The following is a 26316-nucleotide window of genomic DNA, read 5'->3' on the forward strand; positions in this document are numbered from 1 at the left end:
ATTCCAATGTCCCGCGTCGCAACCATCCCGCTCCAGCGCACCATGTCCGCCGCGATCCAGCATTCCCAGCAATTGCTTGCCAACACCCAGCTGCAGCTCGCGACGGGCAAGAAGGCGTCCGATTATGCGGCGCTGGGGACCGAGGCGGTGCGCAACCTCTCGACCCATTCGCTGACCGCGCAGCAGGATGCCTATGTCAAGGCATCGACACGGGTCGGCACGACGCTGGCGCTGAACGATACGAATATCGGCGCGATCGACACGAGCGCCTCGTCGCTGAAACAGGATTTGCTCACCGCGATCGGGACGAAGCAGGGCGCGGGCTTGAACGACGCGATCACCGCGGCGTTCAACCAGTTCCGGGCGTCGCTCAACGCCTCGGACAGTGGCGCCGCCTTGTTCGGGGGCGCGCAGACCGATGCGCCGCCGTTCCTGCCCAACACCTTGGCCGATACGATCGCCACCCCGGCCTCGGCCGCCTTCGCCAATGACGGGATCAAGGCATCGGTCCGGCTGTCGGACAATGTCGACGTCCAATATGGGATTACCGCAAGCGATCTGGGCAAGGGTCTGTATGCGGCGTTCCAGACGCTGGCCGGTGCCGGGACGATCGGCACCACGCCGACCGCAGCGCAGCTGGACACCCTGACCAAAGCCGCCGGGCAGATCGACTCCGGTCTGACCGGCCTGCGCGCGATCAACGCCGAAAACGGGCGCAAGCAGGCGCAGACCGAGACGCTCGGTACGCGTGCAACCGATCGATCGCTGCTGATGCAGGACATCATTTCGCGCAACGAGGATGCCGACCTCGGGCAAGTCGCGATCGACCTCGCGCAGCAGAAGACGATGCTGCAAGCGAGCTATTCGGTCTTTTCCCAGCTCTCCGGGCTTAGCCTCGTCAGCTATCTGCGCTAATCGGTCCGCGGACCCACGGGTCAGCCCGTGGGTCCGCTCGGCGCCGGCGCCGCATCGACCAGATTGGCGATGTCGCCGGCCGGACTCGCCGACGGAATGGCGGACATCGCCGCGCTGACCGTGGCCGGGTCGATCGCGCCGATCGCGGCGGTCAGCGCTTCGAACGCCGCGGCCGTCGGCAACGTCCTGAACGCAGCGGCGTACCGGTCATGCAGCCGCGCCAGCGCATCCTCGCGGCCCAGCATTGCCAGCGCGATCGCATAGCGTAGCACCTTCGCCTGGACGACCTCGGTCATCGGTTCGGTGCCGGTCAGCGTCGCTTCGGTCACCGCAGCGAGAGATTTCCAGTCGTGCCGCTTCCAGTAGAGTTCGCCGCGGATCGCGAGGCCGTCGGGGACTTCCTGGAGTACGGCGAGCGCTTCGTTGGTCCGGCCGAGCTGATCGAGCGCCACCGCCTCGACGCGGTGGCGATCCCACAACATCGCGTCGGGATAGGCGTTGGCTTCGGTCGCGCGGATCGCCTCCAGCGCGCGCGCGGGCTTGCCGGCGAGGATGAACAGCGACGCCACCCGCGCCGACAACGGCCCCTGGGCGATGTCCTGCGTGCGGACCATCAGCTGATGGTCGAGCAGTTCGGCCGCGCGGTCATACAACCCCGCCGCCTGCAACCGATCCGCGAATTGCACGACGAGCAGGTCGCCCCCTGCCCCGGCCGGCGAAAGATCGCGATAGTCCCAGTACAGGCCTGCGATCTGATCGAGCGGCATGGGATTGTCGGGGGCAAGCGCGGCGGTGATCGTCGCCTGCAACTCGGTGACCAGCGTGCCGCGCCCGGGCCCACCGTCGAAATAGCGGAACAGCGTTGCACCCGCATCGAGCGTGCCACGCAGGTCGTGGTGCTCCCGCGCTACGCGATAGGATAACAGCAGCGCACGCCGTTCGATGTCGCCGCCGCGCCAGACGAAGCGAATGTGGCGCAGCTTGGCTTGCACGTCGCGCTGCGCGGTGCCCCGCGCGACCGCGTCCTCGAGCAGGCTGAGCTGGGAATCGAGGCGTTGCTCCCGGTCGCCCGACGTCGCCGCCCGCCCAAGCAGCAACGCTCCTTCGGCCGATTGTCCGAGCGCGAGTTCGGCGCGCCCCCGCAGCAAGTTGGCGGCCGGATCCGATGCGGCCAGCGCCTTGAGCAATTGCAGCGTCGCGGCGGGTTTGCCCAGCATCGCAGCGGTGCGTGCGATGGCCAGCAAGAAGGGCGCGCGCGCCGCGCGGTGCCGCGCGTTCAGCGCGGGCAAGGCGCATTGCACCTGCTGAGCCGCCTGCCCTGGGAGATTGCCTTCGGACAGCGCGAGCATCCGCCAGGCGCACGCCTCGGCGTTATTGGCCAGGGCGTCCGTGGAGAGCGCGGCGACGGCAGCCGCGGGACGGTGCAGCAGCGTCAGGGTAGCCCCCAGCGCAAGCTGGAAGGAAGGGACCAGAACGATATCGGGTTCGTCCTGCCGCATCACCTCGAGCACGCCCAGCGCCTCTGCCGCGCGGCCGAGCCCGATCTGGCTGCGGGCATAGGCCCAGCGCGCTTCCTGCCGGCCCGCAGGCGTCGCCGCGATCAAGCCGGCCCACGCCTGATCATGGCTGATCACGATCCAGCCACTCGGCGCGGTGACCGCCGGCAGATCGGAGAACTTCGGGGCGAAGGGGACGATCGCGCTCGGCGTACGAACGGGGACGATTGGGGCGATCGCGGAATCCGCGTCGGCATCGCTCTCGGACAGCGCGGGGTCGACCGCCGCCGCAACACTCGTCGGCGCGACCGGGCTAGGCACAGTGCCCGGCACCGGAGACGCTGCGATCAAGGCGGTCGTCGCGGCAAGCGTGAGCACGGACCGCATCAGTGCGTGCCCAGCAGGGGTAGCAACGTAACGGCGACGGCCCCCGCGATGCACGCGCTCAGGAACACCACTGACCATAACAGCGCATGCGATGTCGGCCCGGCACTATCCGGTGCCGCTGGCGCAATGCTATCGGCAGCGGGAGTATCGGCACTGCGGCGAGCCGGTGTGGCCGCTGGCCCCGCATCGACCACGCTGACGCGGCCCGGCCTCTGATCGCGGCTCATAGAATGTTCCTTCGGGAGTGTTCTCTTCTATTATAGGAGAAAGGGGCGCGGTAGCCGTGCCCCCGCGGCCGGAGTTCGAACCATCGCCAAAGCATGTCTCAAGGTCGTGGCGCTGGCAGCGCTCGCTTCGGCAGCCCGCGCGAGCGCGGTTGGCGCCCCCTCGCTCCCGCTGGAGCCGCACTTCGTCGCGATGCCCGCGATCGTCGTCCCGATCATCGGGTCCGACCGGATCGAGGGGTCGTTGCGGTTCAAACTGGTGCTGGCGGCAAACGATTCGGCAAGCCTCGAGCGGCTGACGGCGCGGTTGCCCGAGTTGCGGGCGGTGTCGGTCGCGGGCGCGATCGAATTTTCGCGGCTGTTCGCCTCACCGCAAACCGCGGTGGATGCACGGCGGCTCAGCGCCGACCTGACCGCAGCCTTGTGCGCCGAGGACCCGGGTATCGCGCGCGTCCTGATCGTCGAAGTCTCCGCCGAAAGCTGAGCGAGACGAGGCTTTGCACGGCGACGCAGGCTGGATCGCACGCCTGTTCCATAAACCACATTCGGTGCGACGGCCCCGCAATGCTGGATCCGTTCGCTCGCCAGCGATCCCCGCAAGCTTCCGCTGCCTGTCGTAGCGTCGGCGTTGGCCTCATCTATGCGCCAAGGCGGATCGTTACTACACCACCACGGAGAGCAGCGGAATTTGAGGAGGACGGGATGCTTCATTGGGCTTTGTCGGCCGCGGCGGGAGTGGCCACCGTGACCTCTGGCTCCGCCAGCCCGCCGCAATGCGTGCGTTCCGGTATCTACGTCCTGGACCGTGAACGGAGCGACGACGTGCAGAAAGCGATCACGAGCGGTGTTTCCGGCCTTCCCAACACCGACTACTTCTCACGCAGGCTGCGAAAGGCCAACACGGTTACAGATGAGATCAGAATCTCGAATTCCCCAATCCGGTTCTCGATCAAGTACGAAACCAGACCGCAGATTCTCGTTTTGAAAAGCGGGGAGCCGACGCAGTGGAAGCTCAACGATGGGCAGGTCTTCGATGTATCGGCAAAAGCCAACGGTGAAGCCGTTTTGCTGAAGTTCCACGCGGCCGACAACGAGCGGACCACGATATATCGGATCGTTGGACCCCAGTTTGTCGAAGAGACGACGATCATCAGTCCCCGGCTCTCCACGCCAATTCGCTATCAGCTCCTTTATAACCAAGCGAAATGCTAGGATACACGAGATGGAGTTTCTGGCGGACTGTGGGTCCCTAGCCAGCGCGGCTTGACGACCATCTCACGCCCGTCGGGCCGAATGGGATTTGCATCTCTTTGGCCGTGCCCCCGCCGATCCACTTGTGGCTCACAGCCCCGTACGTTTTGGCAGCTTGATCCCGGGGTAGTCCCTTGATCGGCGAACTTCTTTGCGCGCGAGCGACATGCTCAGGTCTGCCGCGCCCTTGGGCGTCATTGACGCGAGGATCATTGCGGTGGACCGATCGCGCATGCGCTGCGCGACCTTCATCTGCACGTCCATGTCGAGCTGTTCGAACACCATTGCGGCCTTGGCTGGCTTCATCGCCTGATAGATCTTGGCGAGATTATCATATTGCGCCCCTTCTACGGGTGCCCCGCCAGCGGTACCGGTGGCCCCGGCCGCGCCGGCGGGGGGGACGATATCGGCGGCCTGCTGTCGTGCGCGCAGATCGCTCTTGATCCGTTCCTCGGTGGCGCGAGCGGCCTGTTCGCGCAAGACCAGCGCCCGGTTGCGCAGGGTCGTCGATTGGTCCCGTGTCGCCATATCCTGCTTGATCGCCGTGCCCAGCCGAGTGGGCGGCGCTTCGGGCGTCGGGGAGGCCACGCCTACGGCATGGGTCACGGTCGAGATCGCCGCCGCGGCAGCGGTCAGCATCAGCAACGAAGGGCGGCTGATCATGCCGCCGTCTCCGCGACGGCCTGGGCTGGAGCGTTTGTCTGCACGGGCACTTCTGTTTCCAGCTGCGCGGTCTGCGTCGGTTCCACCTTGGTGACCTGAACCTTGGCGGTCAGCGCCTTGGACCTGGAAAGCTTAGCCGCCCCTGTTTTGGACGCCTCTGTCTTCGACGCCTCTGTTTTCGACACCCCCGCCTTGGACACCCCTGCCTTGGCCGGTGCTGTCTTGGCCGGTGCTGTCTTGGCCGGTGCCGGCTTGGCCGATACCGCCTTGGACTGGGCCGAGGCGCTTTTCGCGACTGCCTCGACGATCCGTTCGGCCACGGCATCGCCGATGCCCGCCATGACCGTCAGCTCCTCACGCATCGCGGTGCCGGTGGCGATGACGCGGGCGTTGGCGGCGCAGTCGGTGCGCAGGATCTCGCGAAGATCGGCCAGCACGACGCGCGCGCGCGCGGTCGAGGCGTCGAGCGCCGCGACCATTGCGGCGAACTCGTCGCCCTTCACTGCACGCAGGCAGCGCATCATGCGAACACTCTGGACGAGAACCGCGATACAGAAGAGCATCGTGATGATGTTGCTTAAAGTGGCGAAGCTCATCGCTTGATGTCCTTGAAAATGTCGGCGACCATCCGGACGGCGATATTGTTGCAGCGTTGCCCGATCTGCGCGCGGCCGAGCGTCACGCCGCCGCATTGGATTTCGAGGGCATCGTCGGGGGAGGCGTGCAGTCCGATCGTCTGACCGACCGCAAAGTCGCGGATTTCCTCAAGCCGCAGGGTCCGCTCGCCGAGCACGACATCGATCGAGACGTCGGTCTTGCGGAGTTCCGCCGCCATATGCGCTTCCCAGATGTTTCCGCGCCCGACCTTCTGGCCCATGAAGCGCTGGAGCAGCTTCTCGCGGACAGGTTCCATCGTGGCATACGGCAGCAGGATGCTGAACTTGCCGCCGCGCCCTTCCATGTCGACGCGGAAGGTGGCGACCGCGGCGATGTTGGTCGGGCCGGCGATCGCGGCGAAGCGCGGGCTCGTCTCGATCCGTTCGAGCACCATGGAAATCGGCGCGATCGGTTCGAACGCAGTTGCCAGGTCCGCCAGGGCCAGCTCGAGCATCTTGGACACCAGCGTCGTTTCGATCGTGGTGAACGCCCGCCCCTCGATCCGCATCGGCGCCCCGCCGCGACGCCCGCCGAGCAGCGCATCCACCACGGCGTAGATCAAGCTCGATTCCACGGTGATGACACCGTAATTATCCCATTCGGGCACGTTGAACACGCCGATCATCGCGGGCATCGCCAACCGACCCATGAATTCGCCGAAGCGGATCGAGGTCAACTCGTCGAGGCTGACGTCGATCGCATCGGACGTCAGGTTGCGCATGCTGCTCGCAAAGGTGCGGACCATGTGTTCGCACGCGACTTCCAGCATGGGGAGCCGCTCGTGGCTGATCACGTTGGATTCAATAACGGCCTTCAGACCGCTTTTCTTCGCAACCGGCGCGCTGCCGCCGAACAGGGCATCGATCCCGGCCTGATCGAACGCATCGCCGTCCCCGGCGAGCATCGTCGGGACCGGGATGTCCAGATCCATGAAATCGTCGCTCATTGCTGGACCAGGTCCTGGATGAGGATATCCTTGAGCTTCCCTGGCCCCAGCGCGGCGGTGGCGCGAACCAGCATTTCTTCCTTGATACGGAACACCGCAGCCGACCCGGCGAGGTCTTCCGGTCGCAATTCGCGCAGGAAGGGCTGGAACGCATCGACGATCAGCGGCAGCTTGGCTTTGATCTCTTCCCCCTTGCTTTCCGAAACCGGCACCAGCGTGAAACGGATCTTGAGGAACCGCGCGGCACCGTCCGCGCCCCGCAGGTTCACCACCATCGCGGGCGCATCGATATAGGTCACTTCGGCCCCGTCATGGGCTTCGGCGACCGGCTCGCCAGGCGCGGCGGCGCTTCTCGTCATCAAATACAGCGTGCCCCCGCCGCCGACCACGAGCAGCAGAATGACCGCTGCCGCGATGATCATCAGCCGCTTGCTGAAGCGCGGACGCTTGGCGGGCGGGACCACGACATCGGCGTCGATGATCTCACTCGAAGGCTCAGATGAGGACAACGGCGCGCCTTTCGTTTCGGGCGGGATCGGGAGAAACCGTCAACCACACGCCCTTCGGACAATTCCATTCTAATATAGGATAAGTGCGCGGCAATTTCTGCCTAGTGCGATCCGAACGACGATTTATCTGGAGTGCGCAGGAATGGATGTCTCCTCCTATGTTTTGCTGAGCCACGAGCAGGCGCTGCAGCGCCGTCTGGACGTGACCGCCAACAACATGGCCAACAGCAGCACGGTCGGGTTCAAGCGCGAGCAACCGGTCTTCCACGAATATGTCCAGAAGGGCGGCGACACGCACATCCCCGAAGCGGACACCACGTCCTTCGTGCTCGATTATGGCGCGATCCATGACACCGCGATGGGAGCGTTCCAGCCGACCGGCAACGCACTCGACCTGATGATCGACGGCGCGGGCTATTTTGGCGTGGAAGCCCCCGACGGCGGCACCGCTTTCACGCGCGCAGGCTTCGTCAAGGTGCTGGCCTCCGGCGATTTGGCCACCGCCGGGGGGCAGCGGCTGCTCGACGCGAACGGCCAGCCGATCAACGTCCCGCCCGATCAACAGGCGACGCTCAGCATCGGCAAGGACGGTTCGGTGATGAGCGGCGCGGCCGTGCTTGGCCGGATCGGCGTGACGGTCTTCGCCGACGAAGCCACGGTGTCACCGCGCGGCGATGGCCTGATGGCCGGCACGAACGGCCGGGTCCTTTCGGCTGCCGAGACCAAGCTGACCGCAGGCGGCGTCGAAGGCTCCAACGTCCAGTCGATCGTCGAGACGACTGCAATGGTCGAGGTCCTACGCTCCTACCAGTCGAGCCAGCGCCTCTCGCAAGCGATGGACGACATGCACAAGAACGCGATCGACCGGCTCGGACGCTTCACCTGATTGCGGCTTCCGCACTTCCTCTCCTGAAAGGTTTTCCATGCGTTCTCTCTCGATCGCCTCCACCGGCATGTTGGCCCAGCAGACCAACGTCGACGTCATCTCGAACAACATCGCCAACATGAGCACGACCGCCTTCAAGCGGCAGCGCGCGGAATTCCAGGACTTGCTGTATCAGCAGGTGTCCCGCGCCGGCGCCGCCTCCGGCAGCGATTCCAAATTGCCGACCGGGATCCAGATCGGCGCCGGCGTGAAAACCGGCGGGATCTATCGCATCGCCGAGCAAGGGGCGTTGGCGAAGACCGATAACCCGTATGATCTCGCAATCCAGGGAAAGGGGTTTTTCCAGATCACCATGCCCAGCGGGGAAACGGGCTATACCCGTGACGGTTCGTTCCAGCTTTCGGACCAGGGTGAACTCGTCACGGCGGATGGCTTTCCGGTCCAGCCCGGCATCACGGTTCCGCAGGGCGCGCTTGCGGTAACGGTGTCGAAGACGGGGGAAGTCCAGGTCACGCTATCGGGTACGCCGACGCCCCAGACGATCGGCCAGCTTCAGCTGGCGACGTTCGTCAACGAGGCCGGGCTCGAGGCCCTGGGTGGCAACAATTTCCTTGAAACCGCCGCCTCAGGGCAAGCGACGGTCGCGTCCGCCGGAGAGCCCGGTTTCGGAATGCTCACCCAGGGGTTTGTCGAACAGTCGAACGTCAATCCGGTCAGCGAGATCACCGCGCTGATCACCGCGCAGCGCGCGTACGAGATGAACAGCCGGGTGGTGAAGACCGCAGACGAGATGCTCGCCACCACCAGCCAGTTGCGCTGAAATGCGCTTGCCGCATGCGCTCGTGCTGGGATCGGTTCTCGTCGTTGGTTCGGCGCAGCTCCACGCCCAGACCGGGATGACGCCGCCCGCCCCGCTCGTGGTGGTTCCTGTGCTCGACCGCGCCATCGCCAAGGGCGATGTGCTCGGCGCGAGCGATTTCACCACCCGCGAAGTGCCCGCCGCGCAAGCGCGCGCGGTGGCGCTGGTCAAGGATGTGGCGGGGATGGAGGCGTCGCGCGCGCTTTCCGCTGGCGCGATCGTGCGAAGCTCGGACGTGATCCGGGTCCAGCTGGTCCGCCGCGGCGAGCCCGTCACGATCGCGCTGCGCGACGGCGGCCTGTCGATTACCGCGCAGGGGCGCGCGCTGGCGAGCGGTGCCGCGGGTGATTTCATCCGCGTCGTCAGCCTGTCGACCAATCAGACGCTGGACGGCGTCGTCGAGGCGACCGGCACGGTCCGCATTTCGGCGCGCTAACCCTGTTTCAAGGAACGATGATGAAGAAGATGGTCGTGTTGGTCGCCTTGGCGGCCGCGTTGTCCGGTTGTGGTGCGGTGGGCCATCTCAAGGCGGTCGGCAAGGCGCCAAAACTGACGGCGATGGACGAGAGCCCCAATCCCGCGGTCGAAGCGTCGCTGGGTCTTCAGGGTGCCGCCAATCGTGCCGGCGGACCGTCGTCGGCCCCGGTGATCGCGCCGCCGCCCAGCGCTTCGCTGTTCCGGACCGGCGGGGGGGCGTTCTTCCATGACCAGCGCGCCGGGCGGGTCGGGGATATCCTGACGGTGTTGATCAACATCGCGGACAAGGCTGCGGTCGACAACAGCACGACACGCTCGCGCGGAGGGTCCGAGAAAGCGGGGGTCAGTGCGCTGCTTGGGCTGCAGACACCGCTGGCATCGGTCCTGCCCGGCGCGGTCGACCCGTCCAAGCTGGTGGACACCAGCTCCACCTCCGCGTCCAACGGCGCCGGCAAGACCAGCCGCAGCGAGACGATCAACATGACGATCGCGGCAACGGTGGTGGGAGTAATGCCCAACGGCAATCTGCTGATCCGTGGCAAACAGGAAGTCCGCGTCAATTTCGAACTGCGGGAGCTGGTCGTCTCGGGAATCGTTCGCCCCGAAGACATCGCGCGCGACAACAGCATCCACCATACGCAGATCGCGGAAGCGCGCATCAGCTATGGCGGCCGCGGGCAACTGACCGACGCACAGCAGGCGCGCTGGGGACAGCAGATTTACGACGCGCTGTTTCCGTTCTGACCGGCCACCGTGCGGATCGTGGCTAACGCCGTCTTAACGCTAAATAAACCAGCCACTCAATTTTGATTGTCCAATATTTCTTTCCACAATGAGAGGCGAGCCAAGATAGTTTTTGGTTTGTCGCGGGCCAGCGCTTCTGGTCCAGGCTGCAGAAGCGGCCTTCTATCCAAGAAGGAATGATCATGGGCTTTTCGGTCAACACCAATACCGGCGCGATGGCAGCTCTCCAGAGCCTGACGTCGACGACCAAGGCGCTCAGCACCACGTCGAACCGTATCACCACCGGCCTTAACGTGGCATCGACCAAGGACGACTCGGCAGCGTACACCACTGCGCAGAGCCTCCGCAGCGATCTGGGTGGCCTGCAGTCGGTCTCGTCGTCCTTGTCGCGCGCCAAGAGCGTGACGGACGTCGCGGTTGCCGGTGCGGAGCAGATCTCGGACGTCGTCAACCAGATGAAGGCGAAAGCCTATCAGGCGGCTGACACCGGGATCGATCAGCCGGCACGTGACCAGATCAACAAGGACTTTACCGCCCTTCGCGATCAGATCACGACCGTCGTCAATGCATCCAGCTTCAACGGGACCAACCTGTTGAAGGCAAGCGGCGGGGCCGTTTCGGCGCTCCAGTCGCTGCAGGACAGTGACGGCGCGACGACCGGCTGGCAGGCTGACACGTTGTCGGTCGCCAACCAGGGTCTCGACCTCGGTGGTACGGTCGTCACGGTCGCAGCGAGCGGCAACATCAGCACGGCTGCTGCGGCAGCCACGATGGTCGATACGCTCACAACGACCCAGACCAACCTCGCCACGTCGCTCAGCAACCTCGGCTCGGCTTCGCGTAAGATCGATGCGCAGTCGACCTTCACGAGCAAGCTGTCGGACTCGATCGACGCAGGTATCGGCAATCTTGTCGATGCCGATCTGGCGAAGGAGTCGGCGAAACTTCAGGCCCTTCAGGTCAAGCAGCAGCTTGGCGTGCAGGCTCTGTCGATCGCCAACCAGGCACCGCAGACGATCACGTCGCTGTTCCGTTAAGGAGTGGCGACACCCCGGGTTCGCCCGGGGGGTCGAAGGAGAGGGCCGGGATGGTTTGCCATCCCGGCCCTTTTCGTCACGACGCGGCGGCGCATCTCCGTAAAGCCGCTTCGTCTCTCTGGTATCTATGAAGGAATCCGCGGTGTTTCCCAGAGTTCGCGAGATCATCGACGCCTTCGGTGCACGCTTGCAGGTGAGTGTGGAAGCGCATCCGACAGGATCTCTGGTTGTCTTCAACCGGCCCGATCGGCCGCTCTATCCCAGCGCGATGCTCGATGGGTACGGCGTCGAAGTCCTGTGCGGCTATATCATGGCCGCCCGGCTCGCGCTCCCCAACGGACTTCCTGACGAAACCGTCGACGGCCCCTTTCCGGCACGCTTTGCCTTGGCGCGCGGCGATCAGGTCACCTTGGTGATGCAGCAGCCGAACGAGCACCGGGGCTTCGAAATCCCGGCACCGTTCTGGGATCGTCTCTATGCCGAACTGTGCGTTGTTATCGCACACTCACGCGAACTCAGCCGTCGTACCGCAAGACGTCTCCAGTAACCGAACACATCTAATTTTTCATTCCTCTTCCTGATATTAGGGACATTCCCTCAGTATATTTAGCCAATATTATCCGTCTATTCCGACGCGATCAGGGCTATCGCGCGGCGATATCAGCCGCCCCTTGGCCCTTTCTGGGAGTTCTACGTGATGTTCGAAGTGTCCAACGATAGCGCCGTAGACCCCAAGCTCGCAGGAGCGGGTCAGCAACCGGAATATCGCATCAGCTTGACGTTATCCGTGCCGGATGCGGACGCGCTATGGGCTGCCGCGGCGGCGCGTCTGCTGGTTGCCCCGGGGATGACGCTCGACGACGTGGTCGACGTCATCGGCCCCCGCCAGGATCCCTCGGTCCTCGATTGCCTGACCGCCGTCGTCAGCCCGGACGCCATTCCAGGGTGCGTCCTCGACGATTTCTGGATCGATAGCCTCAAAGGCTGCCCACCGCGGCTGGACTCCGCCGTCACCCGTTCGGATTCCCATCCGGATGGGCACGCCTCGAGCAGCGACCAGCCGATGCGACGCATGCTCGTCCCCCGCAAGCTTTACCCAACACTGCACGTTTCCCGGTAAATCGCGGCGCGCGGGCGCACGACCGCAACGGGCTATGCCGAAGTTTCGGCGGCCATCCTGACGACGGCATTGGACGACCGTGCGTGCTGCCGACGATACGGCGTCGTACGGGGCCACCTGCGCTCACTCGCCGCGCGAAACCGACGTATCCAGAATTTGTCCGGAAACAGGGTGCCGCCTTTCAAGGAGGCGCCCTTTGCAGGCGTCATTAGCGGGTTCACGCGACACATCGACTTGCCCGCGTACCGACGCAAGGGTCAGCCCGTCCGTCCTGGTCGATTTTCCGGATGTGTAATCGTCCGTGTGACGGAACGCTGGCGGAGACGGAGAGATTCGAACTCTCGGTACGGTTTCCCGTACGACGCTTTAGCAAAGCGTTGGTTTCAGCCACTCACCCACGTCTCCAGGTCACGGCGAGGTGGCTCTATAGCCGCGCTAATCGCTGTGATCAACACCGCGTTTGCACGTCATCCAACGTGAAATCGACTCCGCCGGTCGTGGCGTTCATTGTGGTGTCATGTCATGGCGCGCTACGGTCGATGATGATGCTGGGGAGAATGACGATGCGCACGAGTTGGTTTGCAGTCCCGAAGGTCGGGGCCATGCTGGCGCTCGTGCTCGCAACGCTCCCGCTGGAGGCGCAGGTTCGCACGATCGATCCCAACCAGCCAATCGATTCCGACCTTACCCGGTCGGATACCGCCACGAGCACGCGCGCGCCATCGGCCAGCACCGCACGATCGGCGCAGACCCCGCAAAACGCCTATCCGGCCGACACCGGCACGCCCCCGCCCTATCCCCAGGCGGCCTATCCGGAACAGCAGACCGCACCGCCGCCATCGCCGCGCTACCCGGATCCTCCCGCGAATGGCACCGGCGCACCGCCCGCCAACCCAGCGGAGGTAGCGGCACAGGATGGCGCGCGCGCCGGCGCGGACGCAGCCGCAGCCCAAAGTCAGACTTTCCAGCAAGGGGAACTGCTTGCGGCCGCGGAGGGGACGTTCGGCAAGGGTGCAGCGGGTCTCGCCGGCATCCTTGAGCGGACGCTGAAGGAGCAGGGGCAACCCAACGCCTACATTTCAGGACGGGAAGCGTCCGGGGCGATCGTCGTCGGCTTGCGCTATGGCAAGGGTACGATGTTCCACAAGGTCGAAGGCGAACAGCCGGTCTACTGGACCGGCCCCTCGGTCGGCTTCGATCTCGGCGGCGACGCCAACAAGGTGTTCGTGCTGGTCTACAATCTGTACGACACGGCTGAACTGTTTCACCGCTTCCCGGCCGCCGAGGGTCGCGTCTATTTCGTCGGCGGGTTTGCCGCGACCTACCTGCGGCGAGGCAACACCGTGCTCATCCCGATCCGGCTCGGCGTCGGCTGGCGGCAGGGGATCAACATCGGGTACATGAAGTTCAGCAAGACGTCGAAGTGGTTCCCGTTCTGACCGGGGGGCGCGTGGCCGCGGTGACGTGGGTCGGATGATCCGGCCCATCCTCCGCGCGCTTCTTGCGCTGGCGTATATGGCGGCGGGGATCCTCCACGTCTTCGTGCCGGCGCCCTTTCTCAAGATCACGCCCGATTGGGTGCCCTTTGCCCCCGTCGTCATCATGGTGACGGGGCTGTGCGAGATTGCGGGCGCCATCGGCCTGTTCGTACCGCGCCTGCGCTGGTGGGCGGGCACGATGCTCGCGGCCTATGCGGTCTGCGTCTATCCCGCCAACGTGAAACACGCGTTCGATTACATCACGCATGGCACCGGCGGCCTCAGCCTGTGGTACCATATCCCGCGTCTGGCGTTTCAGCCGGTGATCGTCTGGTGGGCGCTGTTCGCCGGATGTGTCGTCGACTGGCCCTTTGCGAACCGGAAACCCGCCCATGACTGAACCGACCGACGAAATCCTGATCGATACGCCAGATGGCCCGATGACGTTTGCCGAATGGAAGAAAAAGCATCCGGTTCAGGTCCCGTCGCGCCGGACCAAGGGCAAGGATCTCCCGGTGAAAGTGAAGCGCTTCACCGAGAAGTGAGGCGATCCCGCATTTTCGATGGCACCACTGTGCGTTTCATCCGTTGCGCTCCCGAACCATGCCGGACCGGTGTGGCAAAATACGAAAGGAACCCCAGATGAACGAGAACACTTTCAAGGGCGAAGCCCAGAACGTCACCGGCTCGCTGAAGGAAGCCGCTGGCAATTTGACTGGCAGCTCGAAGCTGCAGGGTGAAGGCGTCGCAGACCAGATCACCGGCGGCGTCAACAAGGCGATCGGCGCGGCGCAGGACGCGATCGCGACGGGCCCGGGCCCGCTGATCAACCAGGCGCGCGACTTCGCCCGTGCAAAGCCTTGGGCGACCGCAGCGCTGGTCGGCACGATCGGCCTCGCGCTCATCAACACGCTGCGCGGCAAGAAGTAAGCTCCGAGAGAGGGGCCGGTCCGCCGGCCCCTCTCCGCATGCGCGATCAGCCGAAATCGATCGCTTCGAAACGGATTGGCTCGCCAATCGCGCTTTCGGCCAACGTCCCTTCCCACATCACCCGGTTGCCGCGAACGACGGTACCGACCGGCCGACCCGTCACCGTCATGCCAGTGAACGGCGACCATCCGCACCGCGACGCGAGCCAGTCCTGCTCGATCGTCCACCGGGCCTTCAGATCGACGATCGAAAAGTCCGCGTCATAGCCGACCGCGATCCGGCCCTTGCCGACGATGCCGAACACACGTTGCGGCCCTGCGCTCGTCAGGTCGATGACTCGTTGGAGCGTAGTGCGCCCTTCCGCGACGTGGTTGAGCATCAGCGGCAGCAGCGTCTGGACTCCGGGCATCCCGCTAGGGCTGTCGGGGTAGGGCTTCGACTTTTCCTCCAGCGTGTGCGGCGCATGGTCCGACCCCAGAATGTCCACGACGCCCTGTTGCAGCCACTTCCACAATCCGTCGCGATGCGCGCCCGAGCGAATCGGCGGGTTCATCTGCGCCAGCGTACCCAGCCGCGGATACGCTTCCTCCCCGGCGAGCGTCAGATGCTGCGGCGTTACTTCACAACTCGCGATGTCCTTGTTCTGACCGAGCAGTGCCAGTTCGGCGGGCGTGGTGACGTGCAACACGTGAATCCGCCGTCGCGCCGCGCGCGCCAGCCCGAGAATCCGCCGCGTGGCGAGCAACGCGCTTTCGTCATCGCGCCACACCGGATGCGAGGCCGCATCGCCCGCGATCCGCTCACCGGTGCGCGCGTTCATCCGCGCTTCGTCCTCGGCATGGATCGCGACGCGGCGATGGCCCGAGGCGAGCACCTCGGCCAGCCGCGCGTCTTCGGAGACGAGCAAGTCCCCGGTCGATGCCCCCATGAAGATCTTGACCCCCGCGGTTCCGGGCAAGCGCTCGAGTTCGGCAAGGTCGGCGGCGTTATGGTTGGTCGCGCCGACGTAGAACGCATGGTCGCACCACATCCGGTGATGCGCACGCGCGAGCTTGTCGCCAATCGCCTCCGCCGAATCGGTATTGGGCTTGGTGTTGGGCATTTCGAACACCGCGGTCACACCGCCCAGCACCGCCGCGCGCGCGCCGCTCTCCAGATCTTCCTTGTGGACCAGTCCCGGCTCGCGGAAGTGGACCTGCGTATCGATCACGCCCGGCAACACGTCGAGCCCGGTGCAGTCGAGCGTCTCGCCAGCGTCATCGCCCGCCAGCGAACCGAGCGCGACGATCCGCCCCGCCACCACGCCGACGTCGATCGACGCAGCGCCACTCGGCAAGTGCACCGTGCCATTCTTCAGGATCAGATCGTACGCTGCCATCACTGCCTCTTATGCAAAGCCCGATGGTGTCCTATCTCGTCAGGATGACCGAAACCACCCTTCCCGCGCCCTCAATCCCATTCCCGTCCGGCACCATGCTCGCCGATCGCGCGCTGTTGCGCGTTTCGGGGGAGGATACGCGGGGCTTCCTGCAGGGGTTGATCACGCAGGATGTCGCTACGCTCGATGCGGCCGCGCCGCGGTGGGGCGGGTTGCTGACGCCGCAGGGCAAGGCGCTGTTCGATTTCCTTTTATGGGCCGATGACGACGCGATCCTGATCGACTGCGAAGCGACCGCCGCCGAAGCGCTCGCCAGACGTCTGGCGATGTACCGGCTCCGCCGCGCGATCACGATCGAGCCCGTGGCGGGTGCCGTGCACTGGTCACGCGACACCGGCGAGGGTGTCGCAGACCCGCGGCTCGCGGACCTCGGACACCGCTGGCTCGGTCCGGTCGGCGATCCGGCGATCGGATGGCGTGCGCATCGCTTGTCGCTCGGCGTGACCGAAGGCCAGGCCGAGCTCGGCAGCGACCAGACCCTGTGGCTGGAAACCAACGCGCGCGAACTGAACGGCGTCAGCTTTACCAAGGGATGTTATACGGGACAGGAAAACACGGCGCGCATGCACCACCGCGCGAAGGTCAACCGTCGCCTCGTGGTCGCACCGCTCACCGAGGCAGGCGACCGAACCCGCGCAACCTATCCCGAGCTGGGATTGATGGTGGAGTTGCGCCGTATCGAAGCGCTCGGCGATGCGCTGGTCCCGGCGTGGCTGGGCGCTGCCCTTGCCACGCCGGACTCGGCGTAAGGCTCAGCGCCCGACCGCGCTGTACGCGAAGCCGGCGCGCTCGACGTCGGCGGACGGATAGACGTTGCGCAGATCGACCATGACCTTCGACGCCATGATCGTCGACAGCCGCTTGAAATCGAGCGCGCGGTAGATGTCCCACTCGGTCACGACGACGACCGCGTCGGCGCCGGTCGCGGCTTCATAGGCGTCGCCGCAATAGGTGATGCCCGGCAGCATCGTCTTGGCGATCTCCATCCCCTCCGGGTCGTGCGCGCGCACGGTGGCGCCCGCATCGAGCAGGCTCTGGATGATCGCCAGGCTCGGGGCGTCGCGCATGTCGTCGGTATTGGGCTTGAAGGTCAGCCCCAGGATCGCGACCGTCTTGCCCTTCGCGTCATTGCCGAGCGCCTTGATGACCTTGCGGCCCATCGCGCGCTTGCGGTTGTCGTTCACCTGGACCACCGCCTCGACGATCCGGACCGGCGTCTCGTAATCCTCGGCGGTCTTGAGCAGCGCGAGCGTGTCCTTGGGGAAGCATGACCCGCCATAGCCCGGCCCGGCGTGGAGGAACTTGCCACCGATCCGCTTGTCGAGGCCGATCCCGCGCGACACGTCCTGCACGTTCGCGCCGACGGCTTCGCACAGATCGGCGATTTCGTTGATGAAGGTGATCTTGGTCGCGAGGAACGCGTTCGCGGCATATTTGATCAGTTCCGACGTCCGCCGTCCGACGAACAGGATCGGGCTCTCGTTCAGATACAGCGGGCGATAGACCTCGCGCATCACGTCCTTGGCGCGATCGTCCTCGGTGCCGATCACGATCCGGTCGGGACGCTTGAAGTCGCCGATCGCGGCGCCTTCACGCAGGAACTCTGGGTTGGAGACGACCGCGATCGGGAAATCACCGGCCAGTTCCAGCAGGATTTCCTCGACCTTGTCGCCGGTGCCGACGGGAACGGTCGATTTGGTGACGACCACCACCGGACCGTCGATCGCCTCGGCGATCTCGCGCGTCGCGGCGAAGACATAGGTGAGATCGGCATGGCCGTCGCCTCGGCGCGACGGGGTTCCGACCGCGATGAACACCGCATCCGCGCCACGGACCGCGGCGTGCAGATCGGTGGTGAACTTCAACCGGCCCGCCGCGACGTTCGTCGCGACCAGCGTGTCGAGACCAGGCTCGAAGATCGGCATCCGGCCCGCTTCCAGCGCCGCAATCTTGGATGCGTCCTTGTCGACGCAGATCACGTCATGGCCGAAGTCCGAGAAACATGCCCCCGATACCAGGCCAACATACCCCGAACCGATCATCGTAATCCGCATTGAAAATCCCCTGAATGCCCCGGAACGCGCATCGCCGGGATGCTGCGCGGCAAATCGAAAACAGACCCTCACCAGCCACAGGCGTACCGCCAGACTGGTGTTTACCAGGTGCTACCCCGTTTAGCGCAAGAATGGGAAAAGGCTAGCCGCGGCGTCCCAGCCCGGGACGATAGTCCGTACCGATGCCCCGTTTCCGCACCGTCGACGCACAAAAAAAGGGGAGACCGGCCGTAGCCGATCTCCCCGATTTTCTCGTGCCGTAAGGCGTCGAGCTTAGTTGCCCGAACCCGGACCGTACGTGACTTCCACGCGACGGTTCTGCACTTCGCGAACACCGTCTGCGGTCTCGACGCGCGGACGGCTCTCGCCGAACGCTTCCGAGGTGATCACGCCAGCGGGGATCGAATGCGCGGTCAGGTAAGCCTGGACCGAGTCATCGCGACGCTGCGAGAGACCGACGTTGTACGAAGCCGAACCCGAACGGTCGGTGTGACCTGCAAGCATGACACGTGCGCTACCGCAGTTCTGGTACTGTGCGATCGCGTTGTCGAGAATGCCAGCAGCCTCAGGCGTGACGTCCGACTTGTCCCACTCGAAGAACACGATGAACGGACCAGGCGAGCAGACCGGTGCCGGCGGCGGCGGCGGAGCGACCGGCTCTGGCGGCGGCGGCGGAGCGACGGGCTCTGGCGGCGGCGGCGGAGCAGCAGGCTCGCCGAAGTTGTACGTCAGACCTGCGAGCAGGCTGTGCGTACGGAACTTGCCGTCGAACTGGCGACCCGAAACGTCGATCAGGCGGACCTTGTCGGCGGTGAAGAAGCGATACTTCAGCGACGCGTCGACGTGGTTGCTGATCGGTGCGCGAACACCGGCGATGCCCTGGTAGGCGAAGGTCGTGTCGCTGTCGTTCAGGAACTGGGTGTTGCCCTGAATGTCGTAGCGGCCCTTGACGCGTGCTGCACCAACACCACCGCCGACGAAGCCCTGGATGCCGTCATCGTCACCGAAGTCGAGCAGGCCATTGACCATAAAGCTGAGTGCCGAGGTACGGCCGTTTGCGCCGTTGTAGTTGCCCGGAGCGAACGTCGTGCCACCAACCGTGGTAGCAACCGTCGAACGGAACGCGTCGACTGCTGCCGACTTGTAGCCGACTTCGGCTTCAACGCGGAACATGCCGAGATCGTAACCGATCACACCATCGACGTCGTAGCCGTAGTGATGATCGACGTTGCCTGCGGTGTTCGCGCCGGCAATGTTGAACTTGATGTCTTCGACGATCATGCCGCCACCGTCGACACCGACGTACCACGACTTGTCGCGGGCGAGGGCAGGTGTGGCGAGAACGGTGGTCGCAAGCGCCATGGTAACGGCTAGCTTCCGCATAAAAAAACCCCTTCTTCTGGTTGTCACTCGGACAGCGCAAACCCTCTACCCAACAGAAGGTTTCCGCGCAAGCGAACAAATGCCGGGATCTGTTGCCGAATTGCCACAGCAATCGCCTGTCAGGCAACGCCAAAAATCAGTCCATGCTGCTGTAATACGGTGATAATTTCGGAAATCGTCTGTCGGGCGATAACATCCACCACGGACCCACCTGATGGTACCGCAATCGCGGGCTGGGGGGGGCCGACCGATTGCGCACCGGCGATGATCAGCCGGTTTGCGCGGGCGATTCCGATCTCCCAATGCCCAGTCCGATAGCGCGCCAGGCACTGGTCGGCGGAACTCCACGCCGACATGCCCTCCGTAGGCGCCACGAAACGCCACCCCCCGGCGGTCCATCCCGCAAGCGCCCCGCTCTGTCCCGTCCAGGCACCGGTCGGCGCGGAACCGACGATCCAGCATTGGCCTGGCAACGGCGCGGTCGGCGGAACCGTCAGCCCGATCGCCTCGACGATGGGTTGCACTGCAATATCGATCAGGGCGAGCGCTTCGTTATGCGTCAGCTCCTTTTGCGCCTGCCCTGGCTGCAACAACGGCAGCGCCAGCCGTGCGGTCGTTTCGTCGCTCATCGTGCTGTTCCTTCGACTCAGTTCATCCGGTGATCCACAATCGCGCAGGGGGCGATTCTCCGAGGGTTCCCGCCTGCCGCACGGCAATCATCGTCCCACTTCCACGCTCTGCGGCGCGCAGCAGGAAGGCCGGGGTGCCGACGAAAACACTGCGCGGCGCGGGACCGTCGTCGTCGATCGTCACACGGTAAGCCTCGCGTTCCTCCGCAAGCGGCGCGTCGATCCCGTCGGTCCATTGCCAGCCGTTTCTGCTGCGCCGCACCCAGGAAACGGCGACATCGCCGCCGCCGATTTCGCGCCCGCGCAACAATACCGGCGACGGCGGAACGACCGAGGTTCCCGTCAACGACAGGGTCGCGCTCGCCGGCCCGGCAAGATCGCCGACCCCGCTCGCAAGGATCCGCACCGATCCGCCGATCGCCGCCATCGGCAGGTCGATCGTCATCGCCTGCGACGGGGTCAGGATCGCGAACCCGTCGCCCACCGCCTGTGATCCGATCGCACGCTCGCTCCCGCGGCGTCCGCGCAGCAAGGACGACAGCCGCCACCGCGCCACGCCGATCTGTTCCGCCGTTCCGAACTGAAGGATCTCGTCGCCAACCAGCGCCAGGTTCGCGCCCCCCGCCAGCGCGGATGCGCTCGCGTTCAGCAACGCCATGTCGCCGTGCGCCAGATCCACCTCGAACCGGTTGATATCATCCCGCAAGCTTGCGGCGGCGATCCCCGGAAGCGTCGCGATCCGCCCGACCACGCCCGCAGCGGCGGTCGTCCCCGCAGTGATCCAGCGGACACCGTCGTCCACGCTGTACAGCACCGCCGCCCGCCGCCAGCCGGGCTGGGTTCCCGCCGCGACGATCGTGATGCGCGGCGTCGCCAGGAGGCTGTCGTCGAACGGCAACGTCTCGGTCACCGCCAGAACAGTCGATCCCGCCGCCACGTCGGGCGCGGGCAGCACGCGGCCTGGGCTCGCGCGCGCGGCGGCGGATGGTGCCGGAAGCCGCACGCAATCGAGCGTCACGACATGCCGCTCGAACCCCCAGTGCGTAACCCGCCACACGCCGCCGACCCCACGGATCGTGACGCGGGCGCCCGGCGAGAAAGCGATCGCGTTCCAACCCAGCGTCACGCTCCGCCGCTCGCGCCCGGCCTCGCCGCGCGCGAGCGTCTGTTCCGCGATCGTCTTGGCGGCGCCCGCATCCACCGCCGCGACGAGTTCCATCCGGTCTTCCCGCGTGCCCGGTCCCGGGCGCCGCGCGCGCTGCACGCCGATCTGAAAATCCCGCGCCGGATCGTAATGCGACACGGTCACGCCGCGCGCGACCGTCTCCAGCGCCGCGATGCTGCGGCCGTGCGCCGCATCGGACGCGCCTGCCGAGGTAACACCGTCGTCGTCGACCGCACCATCGGGGACAATCCCGCCCCGCAGCACCAGCCGCGCATCGCCCAGCGCGGGGGCAGGCGAAAACCACCCCCCGCTCGCCTGCGCGAGCGGTTCGATCGCACTGCGCACGCTGTCGCCATAGGCCGCGAACCCGATCAGATCGGGCGCGTCGAGCGTTCCCGTCACCGCGCCCCCCGCCAGATCCCGGATGATCGTCCCGATCGGCACCGGCCCGTCGTCCGCGATCACTTCGAAGGTCAGGGACGGGATGCGATTGCCAAAGTCCGCCAGTTGCAGATGCTCGAATACCGCATAGGCCAGGCCGCGATGCGCGGGCGTCAGGCCGCCCCCTTCCGCCGCCGCGAGCAACGGGTCCGCCGGCTGGTCTTCGCCTCCCAGGTGCAGCCGAAACCCGGTCGCGCTCTTGAACACCCCGTCGACCCCGCGCAGCAGCTTGCCGTCCGCCCAGATCCGCCCGACGCGCAGGATCGGCCGCGCCGACAGTGCCACCGCGAACGACACCGAATAGCTGTAGGCGGTCGTGCTCGGCTGCCCCTTGCCGCCACCGCTGCGCGCCGCGCTCTCGATCAGCTCGGTCGACCAGATCACGCACCCCCCGACCCGCATCGTCCCGAAGACACGCTGGAGCGGGGTGCCGTAGCTCGACGTTTGCACATGCAGCGCGGACAAGCGCGGCCCGCTGCGTCCCTTGGCCGGGAACAATACAGTGTGGTCGATCGCATTGCCCACCGCGGCGCCGATTGCCCCACCGATCGGCCCGCCGATCACCGACCCCACCGCCGTCAAAACGAGCGTCGCCATCGATCAGTCTCCCTCGTCATCGGGCAAATGCCAGCAGCCCAGCACGGCCCACGGCGGTGGCCCCGGTCGCTCGACCACCCGGCGCAGCATCGCATCGGCATGGACGATCCCGCCGGGAACGATCACCGCGAGATGCAATTGCCCGCACCCGCTGTCGAACAGCGCGATCCCGCCGGGCGCGAGCGTCGGGCCGTGCACGAACCCCGCGCTTTCGAACTGCGCCGCGATCTCCACAGCGCGGCCACCCCGCAAGGCATAGCCCTCAGGGATCGCCCCCACGTATCCCGCCCCCCGTACCGCGACCGCGACGACCCCGACGCAGTCGAGCCCGAACGCCGGATCCCGCCCCTGCAACCGGAACCGCGCGCCGATCGTCCGCCGCGCGTTTGCCACCACGGCGTGGTCGCGGCGCGTCATGCGCCGGGATAGCGCGTCAGCAGGTCGATCCCCGGCAGATACGGCTCTCCGCGAAAGTTCGGGGCGTTGCCGAACCGGGCGGCGCACGTCGCGAGGCTCTTGTCGCAGCCCTCGATCAGCTCGACCAGGTCGCCCGCGGCCACCGCCAGCGGCGGTTCGCTGCGCAGCGTCACGCTCGCGCCGTCCGATCCGGCGATCGCACTGCGCAACCCGCTGTTCGCGCCCCCGATCCAGCGCAACAGCCCCCCGCCATACGCCCCCGCGCTGGGCTCGACCGCGTCGAGCGTCAGCCTTTGGCCCGCGCTGGCGACGATGCGCAGCAGCCGCCGCCGCGCCGCCAGCGGCACGCGGCAGCGCGCATCACCCAGCTCGGCGCGGCATTCGGGGGAGGTCAGTTCGACCACCGGCCCCTCCAGCATCGCACCGGTACCGCGCAATTCTGCGGTAAACCCGCCGCGCTGCGTCTCCACCGCGCCGATCGTCCCGATCCCCAGCGGCACGCGTGCCGCGTCCGCGCCGGTCCAGTCGACCGCGAACAATATGACCCGCGCGCCGTCCCACCGCCCCGCGACCAGATCCGCCTCGGTGATCGCCGCGCTCGTCAGCGCGCCGGTGATGTCCATCGTGTCCGCGTCGAGACCATCGCTGCGCCGGATCGCGGACGGCGTCATCCCCGGCGCCGCGCGGTGGACGAGGCCGTCGATCGTCAGGTCGCGGTCATGATCGGTCAGCCCGAGCGCGATCCCGTCGCACCGCTCGATCCGCCAGCACAAGGCAATCGTGGTCAGCGTGCCCTCGAGGAAACTCATGCCGCGTCCTCGCGCACTTCGATCAGCGGCACGCTCGTCGCAGCGCCCGCCAGGAAGGTCGCGCGCGTCACGCTCAGCCGGTCCTCGGCAAAGCGCACGGGCACGTCGAACTGGAACCCCGCGGTCACCGCCGCCCCCACAGCGGGCGGATCGTCGAAATCGACCCATCCCCCCGCCGCAAGCGTGAAGCGCGTCGTCTCGCTCGCCGCCACCGCGACGCGAACGCTCCCCGCGACGGGCCGCGTGATCCGGCGCACCGCGTCGCCATACCGCTTGACCAGCGCGAACCGCACGGTCGTCCCATCCCCGGTGCCGATCCGCTGATCGAGCGGGGTCGGCACGCCGCCGCCAGAACTGGCATCGAACGGATCGCGCAGCCGGAACCCGCGCGCCGGCCCCATCCGCGCGCGGAAGAAGGCGAGCAAGGCGGCAATATCCGCCTCGGATCGCACCCCCGGCCCGACGTCGTAGCGTGTCCGCGCCTCCGCCCAGCTCGCGTTGCGCGCCTCATGCCCGCCCCCGCTGGTGACGATCGCGGTCGAGAATTCGGGGCTGACCTCCGCCTCGCGCCCGAGCGCGATCGGGAACAGCACGTCGTCGAACGGATCCACCGCATCCTCCTCCTGGTCGAAATGGACGAACCCGTCGCGCAGCACCTGCGGCAGGGCCCATAGGAACGTCCGCGCGGCCCCGCGTCGGCGCGCCGCCGCCGCCGCCGCCTCGATCGCGCGCCATTCGGCGGCCTGATCGGGTCGCAGCACGAAGCCCGAGAAATAATGCGTCTCCCCCACGGCATAACCGAGCCGCGCCTGCATCGCCGCCACGCCGCGCGCCGTCGCCGAAACATCGCCCGCGACGACGAAGTCGTAATCCTCGAGCTGCAGGACATCGAACGCGGGCCGTGCCCAGCTGAGCGGCACGTTGGCGCGCTTCGCCTTAGGCGTCGCGGTCGCCAGCACCGTCGGCAGATAGACCAGCAGATGCGTCTGCACGGCGGGCGCCACCGCGCGCACCGCCGCGACCAGCGCCGCGGTCGACACCGCCAACACGACGCCCGCCATATCGAGCAGCGCGCGCTCGCCTGCGGTGGTCACGCTCGCCAACGTCGCGATCTGCACCGGACTGCCGCCGAACGCCGCCCTCGCCGCGCCATCGTACAGGCAGGGGCGCCCGTCGGGCAGGACCCACCACCACGGCTCGCCGATCTGGAATTTGGGCGCCAGTCCCGCCACCACTGCGATCCCGACGAACGCCTCGGCCACCGCGCGCAGATATCCCATCGCCCCGCCATGCGCGGGCGACAGCAGCGTCGAGGGCGGCGACCAGCCGGTCTGCGCGGGCGTTCCATCCCACGCGCGCTGTTTCCAGTCGCCCCAGCAATAGGCGTCGAACAGTTCGTAGCTCAACGACCAGATCACGTCATAGCCAAGCCTGCGCGCGCCCTCCGCAAAGTCGCGGTGCCATGCCGCCGCCGCCACGTTGAGCGCCCCGCCCGCCAGTCCGACGTAAAACCCACCCGAATGCGCCCCGAGCCGCATATAGTGGCTCATCCCGACATAATGCGTGATGCTCCCGCGATACCCGAGCAACAGCGCGTTGCGCAGCAACCGCGCGGGCGTGAGATTGTAGCTGTCGTCATAGCCGCTCGCGATCGACAGGCCATGTTCGGGAACGATCGCATCCCCGATCGCGAGCACCGCGCCCGATCCGTCGCAACTGATCCCGCTCAGTTCCACCCACGCCTCGACCGGGGCGCCCAGCGGCGTCGCCGCGCCCGCGACATACCCCGGCGGGACCAGCGAGACGAACATCCGGTCGACGTCCCCCGCCCACACCGGATCCGCCTCGCCCGGCAGCGCGAACCCGCCCGCGAGATCCGCGAAATCCAGCGTCACGCGCGCGTCCTCCGGCGTGCCCGTGGCGTAATTCCACAGCCGGACATACCAGGCGCGCGGCGCCCCGCCCGCATCGCGCCCCTCGATCGTCAGCACCGGGCCGTTGACCGCATCGAGCGCCACTACCCCCGCCGATCGCCAGCGAAACGCGAGCCGACAGCTGCGGAAATCCCGCGATGTCGCGTACCGCAGCAACGGATGGTCGTGCGTATCCTCCGCGTCCCAGATCACCCCGGCGAGATCGCCCTGCGTATAGAACACCGCATCGACCCGCAGCGCATCGGGCGCGGTGGTGGTCACGGCGGCCATCATCGGCCGCGGGAAGTCGACCGTCCAGAACCGCGGATCGAACCGCGAGATCACGCCCTCCGCCTGCACCGTCCGCCTGGTCGCGAGCCAATAGGCCATCGTGCTTTCTCCCATGCGGCTGTCCGACGCTCCACCCGTTTGGGCGGGAGGGCCTGTCGTTCGCAAACGTGTTCGCCGTTCAGCAGGACGGCAGGGCGGCGGCCGGGGGACGTGTGCCCAACCCACCATCAGCGTCACCCTGAACTCGTTTCAGGGTCCACCGTGCCATGAGTCCGGTCCGCGCCCGTCGCGCGGTGGATGCTGAAACAAGTTCAGCATGACGCCCGCGCGGGGCGGGTGTCGGACTACCAACGAACGACCCCGCTCACTCCGCGCTCAACGCCGCCTTTACCGCGCGCGCCACTTGTCGGCTTGATGCCGCCAGTGCCTGCGCCGCATCGCTCCCGCCCTGCACGGTGATCGAGACTCGAACGTCGCGCGCGCCCCCGCCACCGCCACCGCCTGCGGGAACGACACTCCCGCTCGCGGTCGGCACGAACAGTTCGGGCCCACGCTCGCCGACCCAATAGGGCCGTGCAGGCGACACCGGCCCGCCGGTCG

At 66.5% G+C, this 26316-nt stretch carries 29 protein-coding genes, 1 tRNA gene and 1 pseudogene; 15 read left to right on the forward strand and 16 right to left on the reverse strand.

The window, feature by feature from the left end; translation table 11 throughout:
* The first annotated feature begins 6 nt into the window (after positions 1–6).
* Positions 7–915, forward strand: coding sequence for a flagellin (locus tag QBJ92_RS10070; protein WP_277969555.1), 909 nt, complete (start codon positions 7–9; stop codon positions 913–915).
* A gap of 20 nt (positions 916–935) precedes the next feature.
* Here the strand turns inward: QBJ92_RS10070 and QBJ92_RS10075 are convergent, their stop codons facing one another.
* Positions 936–2798 carry a hypothetical protein gene (locus QBJ92_RS10075; RefSeq protein WP_277969556.1) on the reverse strand — a complete coding sequence of 621 codons (1863 nt, stop codon included), beginning with the start codon at positions 2796–2798 and terminating at the stop codon, positions 936–938.
* Positions 2798–3025, reverse strand: coding sequence for a hypothetical protein (locus QBJ92_RS10080; RefSeq protein WP_277969557.1), 228 nt, complete (start codon positions 3023–3025; stop codon positions 2798–2800). The genes QBJ92_RS10075 and QBJ92_RS10080 overlap by 1 nt, the downstream gene beginning before the upstream one ends.
* Positions 3026–3131: 106 nt before the next feature.
* Between QBJ92_RS10080 and QBJ92_RS10085 the strand changes: the two genes are divergently transcribed.
* Together QBJ92_RS10085 and QBJ92_RS10090 are read left to right on the forward strand one after the other, a co-directional pair.
* Positions 3132–3506, forward strand: coding sequence for a hypothetical protein (locus tag QBJ92_RS10085; RefSeq protein WP_277969558.1), 375 nt, complete (start codon positions 3132–3134; stop codon positions 3504–3506).
* A gap of 218 nt (positions 3507–3724) precedes the next feature.
* Positions 3725–4234, forward strand: coding sequence for a hypothetical protein (locus tag QBJ92_RS10090; RefSeq protein WP_277969559.1), 510 nt, complete (start codon positions 3725–3727; stop codon positions 4232–4234).
* Positions 4235–4363: 129 nt separating this feature from the next.
* Here the strand turns inward: QBJ92_RS10090 and QBJ92_RS10095 are convergent, their stop codons facing one another.
* The 4 genes from QBJ92_RS10095 to QBJ92_RS10110 are packed head-to-tail and all read right to left on the reverse strand — an operon-like array spanning position 4364 to position 7048.
* Positions 4364–4936 (reverse strand): MotE family protein, encoded by a 573-nt coding sequence (locus QBJ92_RS10095; protein WP_277969560.1) that lies wholly within the window; start codon positions 4934–4936, stop codon positions 4364–4366.
* Positions 4933–5532 (reverse strand): hypothetical protein, encoded by a 600-nt coding sequence (locus QBJ92_RS10100; protein ID WP_277969561.1) that lies wholly within the window; start codon positions 5530–5532, stop codon positions 4933–4935. The genes QBJ92_RS10095 and QBJ92_RS10100 overlap by 4 nt, the downstream gene beginning before the upstream one ends.
* Positions 5529–6539 (reverse strand): flagellar motor switch protein FliM, encoded by a 1011-nt coding sequence (gene fliM, locus QBJ92_RS10105; protein WP_277969562.1) that lies wholly within the window; start codon positions 6537–6539, stop codon positions 5529–5531. The genes QBJ92_RS10100 and fliM overlap by 4 nt, the downstream gene beginning before the upstream one ends.
* The gene (locus tag QBJ92_RS10110; RefSeq protein ID WP_277969563.1) at positions 6536–7048 is read right to left on the reverse strand and encodes a flagellar basal body-associated FliL family protein; all 513 of its coding nucleotides are present in this window, start codon (positions 7046–7048) and stop codon (positions 6536–6538) included. Before QBJ92_RS10110 ends, fliM begins: the two co-directional genes overlap by 4 nt.
* Before the next feature lie 142 nt (positions 7049–7190).
* Between QBJ92_RS10110 and QBJ92_RS10115 the strand changes: the two genes are divergently transcribed.
* The 7 genes from QBJ92_RS10115 (at position 7191) to QBJ92_RS10145 (ending at position 12171) form a co-directional block, all read left to right on the forward strand.
* Positions 7191–7934: a flagellar hook-basal body protein gene (locus QBJ92_RS10115; RefSeq protein ID WP_277969564.1), complete on the forward strand. Its 744-nt coding sequence runs from the start codon at positions 7191–7193 to the stop codon at positions 7932–7934.
* Positions 7935–7971: 37 nt separating this feature from the next.
* Entirely contained in the window at positions 7972–8754 is a 783-nt protein-coding gene (gene flgG / locus QBJ92_RS10120; RefSeq protein WP_277969565.1) for a flagellar basal-body rod protein FlgG, read from the forward strand.
* Between the two features lies 1 nt (position 8755).
* On the forward strand, positions 8756–9229 hold the full coding sequence (flgA, locus tag QBJ92_RS10125) for a flagellar basal body P-ring formation chaperone FlgA (protein WP_277969566.1): 474 nt from the start codon (positions 8756–8758) through the stop codon (positions 9227–9229).
* A gap of 20 nt (positions 9230–9249) precedes the next feature.
* Positions 9250–10014, forward strand: coding sequence for a flagellar basal body L-ring protein FlgH (gene flgH / locus QBJ92_RS10130; protein WP_277969567.1), 765 nt, complete (start codon positions 9250–9252; stop codon positions 10012–10014).
* Between the two features lie 182 nt (positions 10015–10196).
* Positions 10197–11051: a flagellin gene (locus QBJ92_RS10135; protein WP_277969568.1), complete on the forward strand. Its 855-nt coding sequence runs from the start codon at positions 10197–10199 to the stop codon at positions 11049–11051.
* Between the two features lie 127 nt (positions 11052–11178).
* Entirely contained in the window at positions 11179–11598 is a 420-nt protein-coding gene (locus QBJ92_RS10140) for a hypothetical protein (RefSeq protein ID WP_277969569.1), read from the forward strand.
* Positions 11599–11748: 150 nt separating this feature from the next.
* Complete coding sequence (locus QBJ92_RS10145) at positions 11749–12171, forward strand: hypothetical protein (protein ID WP_277969570.1); 423 nt, start codon at positions 11749–11751, stop codon at positions 12169–12171.
* Positions 12172–12486: 315 nt separating this feature from the next.
* Here QBJ92_RS10145 and QBJ92_RS10150 read toward each other — a convergent pair.
* Positions 12487–12576: transfer RNA gene (locus QBJ92_RS10150), tRNA-Ser, on the reverse strand.
* 152 nt (positions 12577–12728) lie between these two features.
* Here QBJ92_RS10150 and QBJ92_RS10155 point away from each other — a divergent pair.
* The 4 genes from QBJ92_RS10155 (at position 12729) to QBJ92_RS10170 (ending at position 14579) form a co-directional block, all read left to right on the forward strand.
* Positions 12729–13610 (forward strand): DUF1134 domain-containing protein, encoded by an 882-nt coding sequence (locus QBJ92_RS10155; RefSeq protein WP_277969571.1) that lies wholly within the window; start codon positions 12729–12731, stop codon positions 13608–13610.
* Positions 13611–13644: 34 nt separating this feature from the next.
* A complete protein-coding gene (locus tag QBJ92_RS10160; protein WP_277969572.1) occupies positions 13645–14049 on the forward strand; it encodes a DoxX family protein in 405 nt (134 codons plus the stop codon).
* Entirely contained in the window at positions 14042–14194 is a 153-nt protein-coding gene (locus QBJ92_RS10165) for a hypothetical protein (RefSeq protein ID WP_277969573.1), read from the forward strand. Before QBJ92_RS10160 ends, QBJ92_RS10165 begins: the two co-directional genes overlap by 8 nt.
* 97 nt (positions 14195–14291) lie before the next feature.
* Complete coding sequence (locus tag QBJ92_RS10170) at positions 14292–14579, forward strand: CsbD family protein (protein ID WP_277969574.1); 288 nt, start codon at positions 14292–14294, stop codon at positions 14577–14579.
* A 46-nt stretch (positions 14580–14625) separates the two neighbouring features.
* Here QBJ92_RS10170 and QBJ92_RS10175 read toward each other — a convergent pair whose 3' ends face one another.
* Positions 14626–15957 carry a dihydroorotase gene (locus tag QBJ92_RS10175; RefSeq protein ID WP_277969575.1) on the reverse strand — a complete coding sequence of 444 codons (1332 nt, stop codon included), beginning with the start codon at positions 15955–15957 and terminating at the stop codon, positions 14626–14628.
* A 44-nt stretch (positions 15958–16001) separates the two neighbouring features.
* Here QBJ92_RS10175 and QBJ92_RS10180 point away from each other — a divergent pair, with 44 nt between their 5' ends.
* Positions 16002–16766, forward strand: coding sequence for a YgfZ/GcvT domain-containing protein (locus QBJ92_RS10180; RefSeq protein WP_277969576.1), 765 nt, complete (start codon positions 16002–16004; stop codon positions 16764–16766).
* 3 nt (positions 16767–16769) lie between these two features.
* Here QBJ92_RS10180 and QBJ92_RS10185 read toward each other — a convergent pair whose 3' ends face one another.
* The 8 genes and pseudogenes from QBJ92_RS10185 to QBJ92_RS10220 form a co-directional block, all read right to left on the reverse strand.
* Positions 16770–18071, reverse strand: coding sequence for a UDP-glucose dehydrogenase family protein (locus QBJ92_RS10185; RefSeq protein ID WP_277969577.1), 1302 nt, complete (start codon positions 18069–18071; stop codon positions 16770–16772).
* Positions 18072–18344: 273 nt separating this feature from the next.
* Positions 18345–19454 (reverse strand): OmpA family protein, encoded by a 1110-nt coding sequence (locus tag QBJ92_RS10190; protein WP_277969578.1) that lies wholly within the window; start codon positions 19452–19454, stop codon positions 18345–18347.
* A gap of 119 nt (positions 19455–19573) precedes the next feature.
* A complete protein-coding gene (locus QBJ92_RS10195) occupies positions 19574–20083 on the reverse strand; it encodes a DUF2793 domain-containing protein (RefSeq protein WP_277969579.1) in 510 nt (169 codons plus the stop codon).
* A 22-nt stretch (positions 20084–20105) separates the two neighbouring features.
* Entirely contained in the window at positions 20106–22286 is a 2181-nt protein-coding gene (locus tag QBJ92_RS10200; RefSeq protein WP_277969580.1) for a phage tail protein, read from the reverse strand.
* Between the two features lie 3 nt (positions 22287–22289).
* Positions 22290–22703 (reverse strand): peptidoglycan endopeptidase, encoded by a 414-nt coding sequence (locus QBJ92_RS10205; RefSeq protein ID WP_277969581.1) that lies wholly within the window; start codon positions 22701–22703, stop codon positions 22290–22292.
* Positions 22700–23512, reverse strand: a complete 813-nt coding sequence (locus tag QBJ92_RS10210) for a DUF2163 domain-containing protein (RefSeq protein WP_277969582.1) — start codon at positions 23510–23512, stop codon at positions 22700–22702. Before QBJ92_RS10210 ends, QBJ92_RS10205 begins: the two co-directional genes overlap by 4 nt.
* Entirely contained in the window at positions 23509–25815 is a 2307-nt protein-coding gene (locus tag QBJ92_RS10215; RefSeq protein WP_277969583.1) for a DUF2460 domain-containing protein, read from the reverse strand. Before QBJ92_RS10215 ends, QBJ92_RS10210 begins: the two co-directional genes overlap by 4 nt.
* A 265-nt stretch (positions 25816–26080) precedes the next feature.
* Positions 26081–26316 (reverse strand): annotated as a pseudogene (locus QBJ92_RS10220) (tail tape measure protein); the annotation flags it as partial.

The organism is Sphingomonas echinoides (genome assembly GCF_029623395.1).
GTDB classification, from domain to species: Bacteria; Pseudomonadota; Alphaproteobacteria; order Sphingomonadales; family Sphingomonadaceae; genus Sphingomonas; species Sphingomonas echinoides_A.

Coding starts and splice junctions, on each gene's coding strand:
- QBJ92_RS10070 (WP_277969555.1), top strand. CDS start 7: ATGTCCCGCGTCGCAACCATCCCGCTCCAGCGCACCATGTCCGCCGCG.
- QBJ92_RS10075 (WP_277969556.1), bottom strand. CDS start 2,798: ATGCGGTCCGTGCTCACGCTTGCCGCGACGACCGCCTTGATCGCAGCG.
- QBJ92_RS10080 (WP_277969557.1), bottom strand. CDS start 3,025: ATGAGCCGCGATCAGAGGCCGGGCCGCGTCAGCGTGGTCGATGCGGGG.
- QBJ92_RS10090 (WP_277969559.1), top strand. CDS start 3,725: ATGCTTCATTGGGCTTTGTCGGCCGCGGCGGGAGTGGCCACCGTGACC.
- QBJ92_RS10095 (WP_277969560.1), bottom strand. CDS start 4,936: ATGATCAGCCGCCCTTCGTTGCTGATGCTGACCGCTGCCGCGGCGGCG.
- QBJ92_RS10100 (WP_277969561.1), bottom strand. CDS start 5,532: ATGAGCTTCGCCACTTTAAGCAACATCATCACGATGCTCTTCTGTATC.
- fliM (WP_277969562.1), bottom strand. CDS start 6,539: ATGAGCGACGATTTCATGGATCTGGACATCCCGGTCCCGACGATGCTC.
- QBJ92_RS10115 (WP_277969564.1), top strand. CDS start 7,191: ATGGATGTCTCCTCCTATGTTTTGCTGAGCCACGAGCAGGCGCTGCAG.
- flgG (WP_277969565.1), top strand. CDS start 7,972: ATGCGTTCTCTCTCGATCGCCTCCACCGGCATGTTGGCCCAGCAGACC.
- flgA (WP_277969566.1), top strand. CDS start 8,756: ATGCGCTTGCCGCATGCGCTCGTGCTGGGATCGGTTCTCGTCGTTGGT.
- flgH (WP_277969567.1), top strand. CDS start 9,250: ATGAAGAAGATGGTCGTGTTGGTCGCCTTGGCGGCCGCGTTGTCCGGT.
- QBJ92_RS10135 (WP_277969568.1), top strand. CDS start 10,197: ATGGGCTTTTCGGTCAACACCAATACCGGCGCGATGGCAGCTCTCCAG.
- QBJ92_RS10140 (WP_277969569.1), top strand. CDS start 11,179: ATGAAGGAATCCGCGGTGTTTCCCAGAGTTCGCGAGATCATCGACGCC.
- QBJ92_RS10145 (WP_277969570.1), top strand. CDS start 11,749: ATGTTCGAAGTGTCCAACGATAGCGCCGTAGACCCCAAGCTCGCAGGA.
- QBJ92_RS10155 (WP_277969571.1), top strand. CDS start 12,729: ATGACGATGCGCACGAGTTGGTTTGCAGTCCCGAAGGTCGGGGCCATG.
- QBJ92_RS10160 (WP_277969572.1), top strand. CDS start 13,645: ATGATCCGGCCCATCCTCCGCGCGCTTCTTGCGCTGGCGTATATGGCG.
- QBJ92_RS10165 (WP_277969573.1), top strand. CDS start 14,042: ATGACTGAACCGACCGACGAAATCCTGATCGATACGCCAGATGGCCCG.
- QBJ92_RS10170 (WP_277969574.1), top strand. CDS start 14,292: ATGAACGAGAACACTTTCAAGGGCGAAGCCCAGAACGTCACCGGCTCG.
- QBJ92_RS10175 (WP_277969575.1), bottom strand. CDS start 15,957: ATGGCAGCGTACGATCTGATCCTGAAGAATGGCACGGTGCACTTGCCG.
- QBJ92_RS10180 (WP_277969576.1), top strand. CDS start 16,002: ATGACCGAAACCACCCTTCCCGCGCCCTCAATCCCATTCCCGTCCGGC.
- QBJ92_RS10185 (WP_277969577.1), bottom strand. CDS start 18,071: ATGCGGATTACGATGATCGGTTCGGGGTATGTTGGCCTGGTATCGGGG.
- QBJ92_RS10190 (WP_277969578.1), bottom strand. CDS start 19,454: ATGCGGAAGCTAGCCGTTACCATGGCGCTTGCGACCACCGTTCTCGCC.
- QBJ92_RS10195 (WP_277969579.1), bottom strand. CDS start 20,083: ATGAGCGACGAAACGACCGCACGGCTGGCGCTGCCGTTGTTGCAGCCA.
- QBJ92_RS10200 (WP_277969580.1), bottom strand. CDS start 22,286: ATGGCGACGCTCGTTTTGACGGCGGTGGGGTCGGTGATCGGCGGGCCG.
- QBJ92_RS10205 (WP_277969581.1), bottom strand. CDS start 22,703: ATGACGCGCCGCGACCACGCCGTGGTGGCAAACGCGCGGCGGACGATC.
- QBJ92_RS10210 (WP_277969582.1), bottom strand. CDS start 23,512: ATGAGTTTCCTCGAGGGCACGCTGACCACGATTGCCTTGTGCTGGCGG.
- QBJ92_RS10215 (WP_277969583.1), bottom strand. CDS start 25,815: ATGGCCTATTGGCTCGCGACCAGGCGGACGGTGCAGGCGGAGGGCGTG.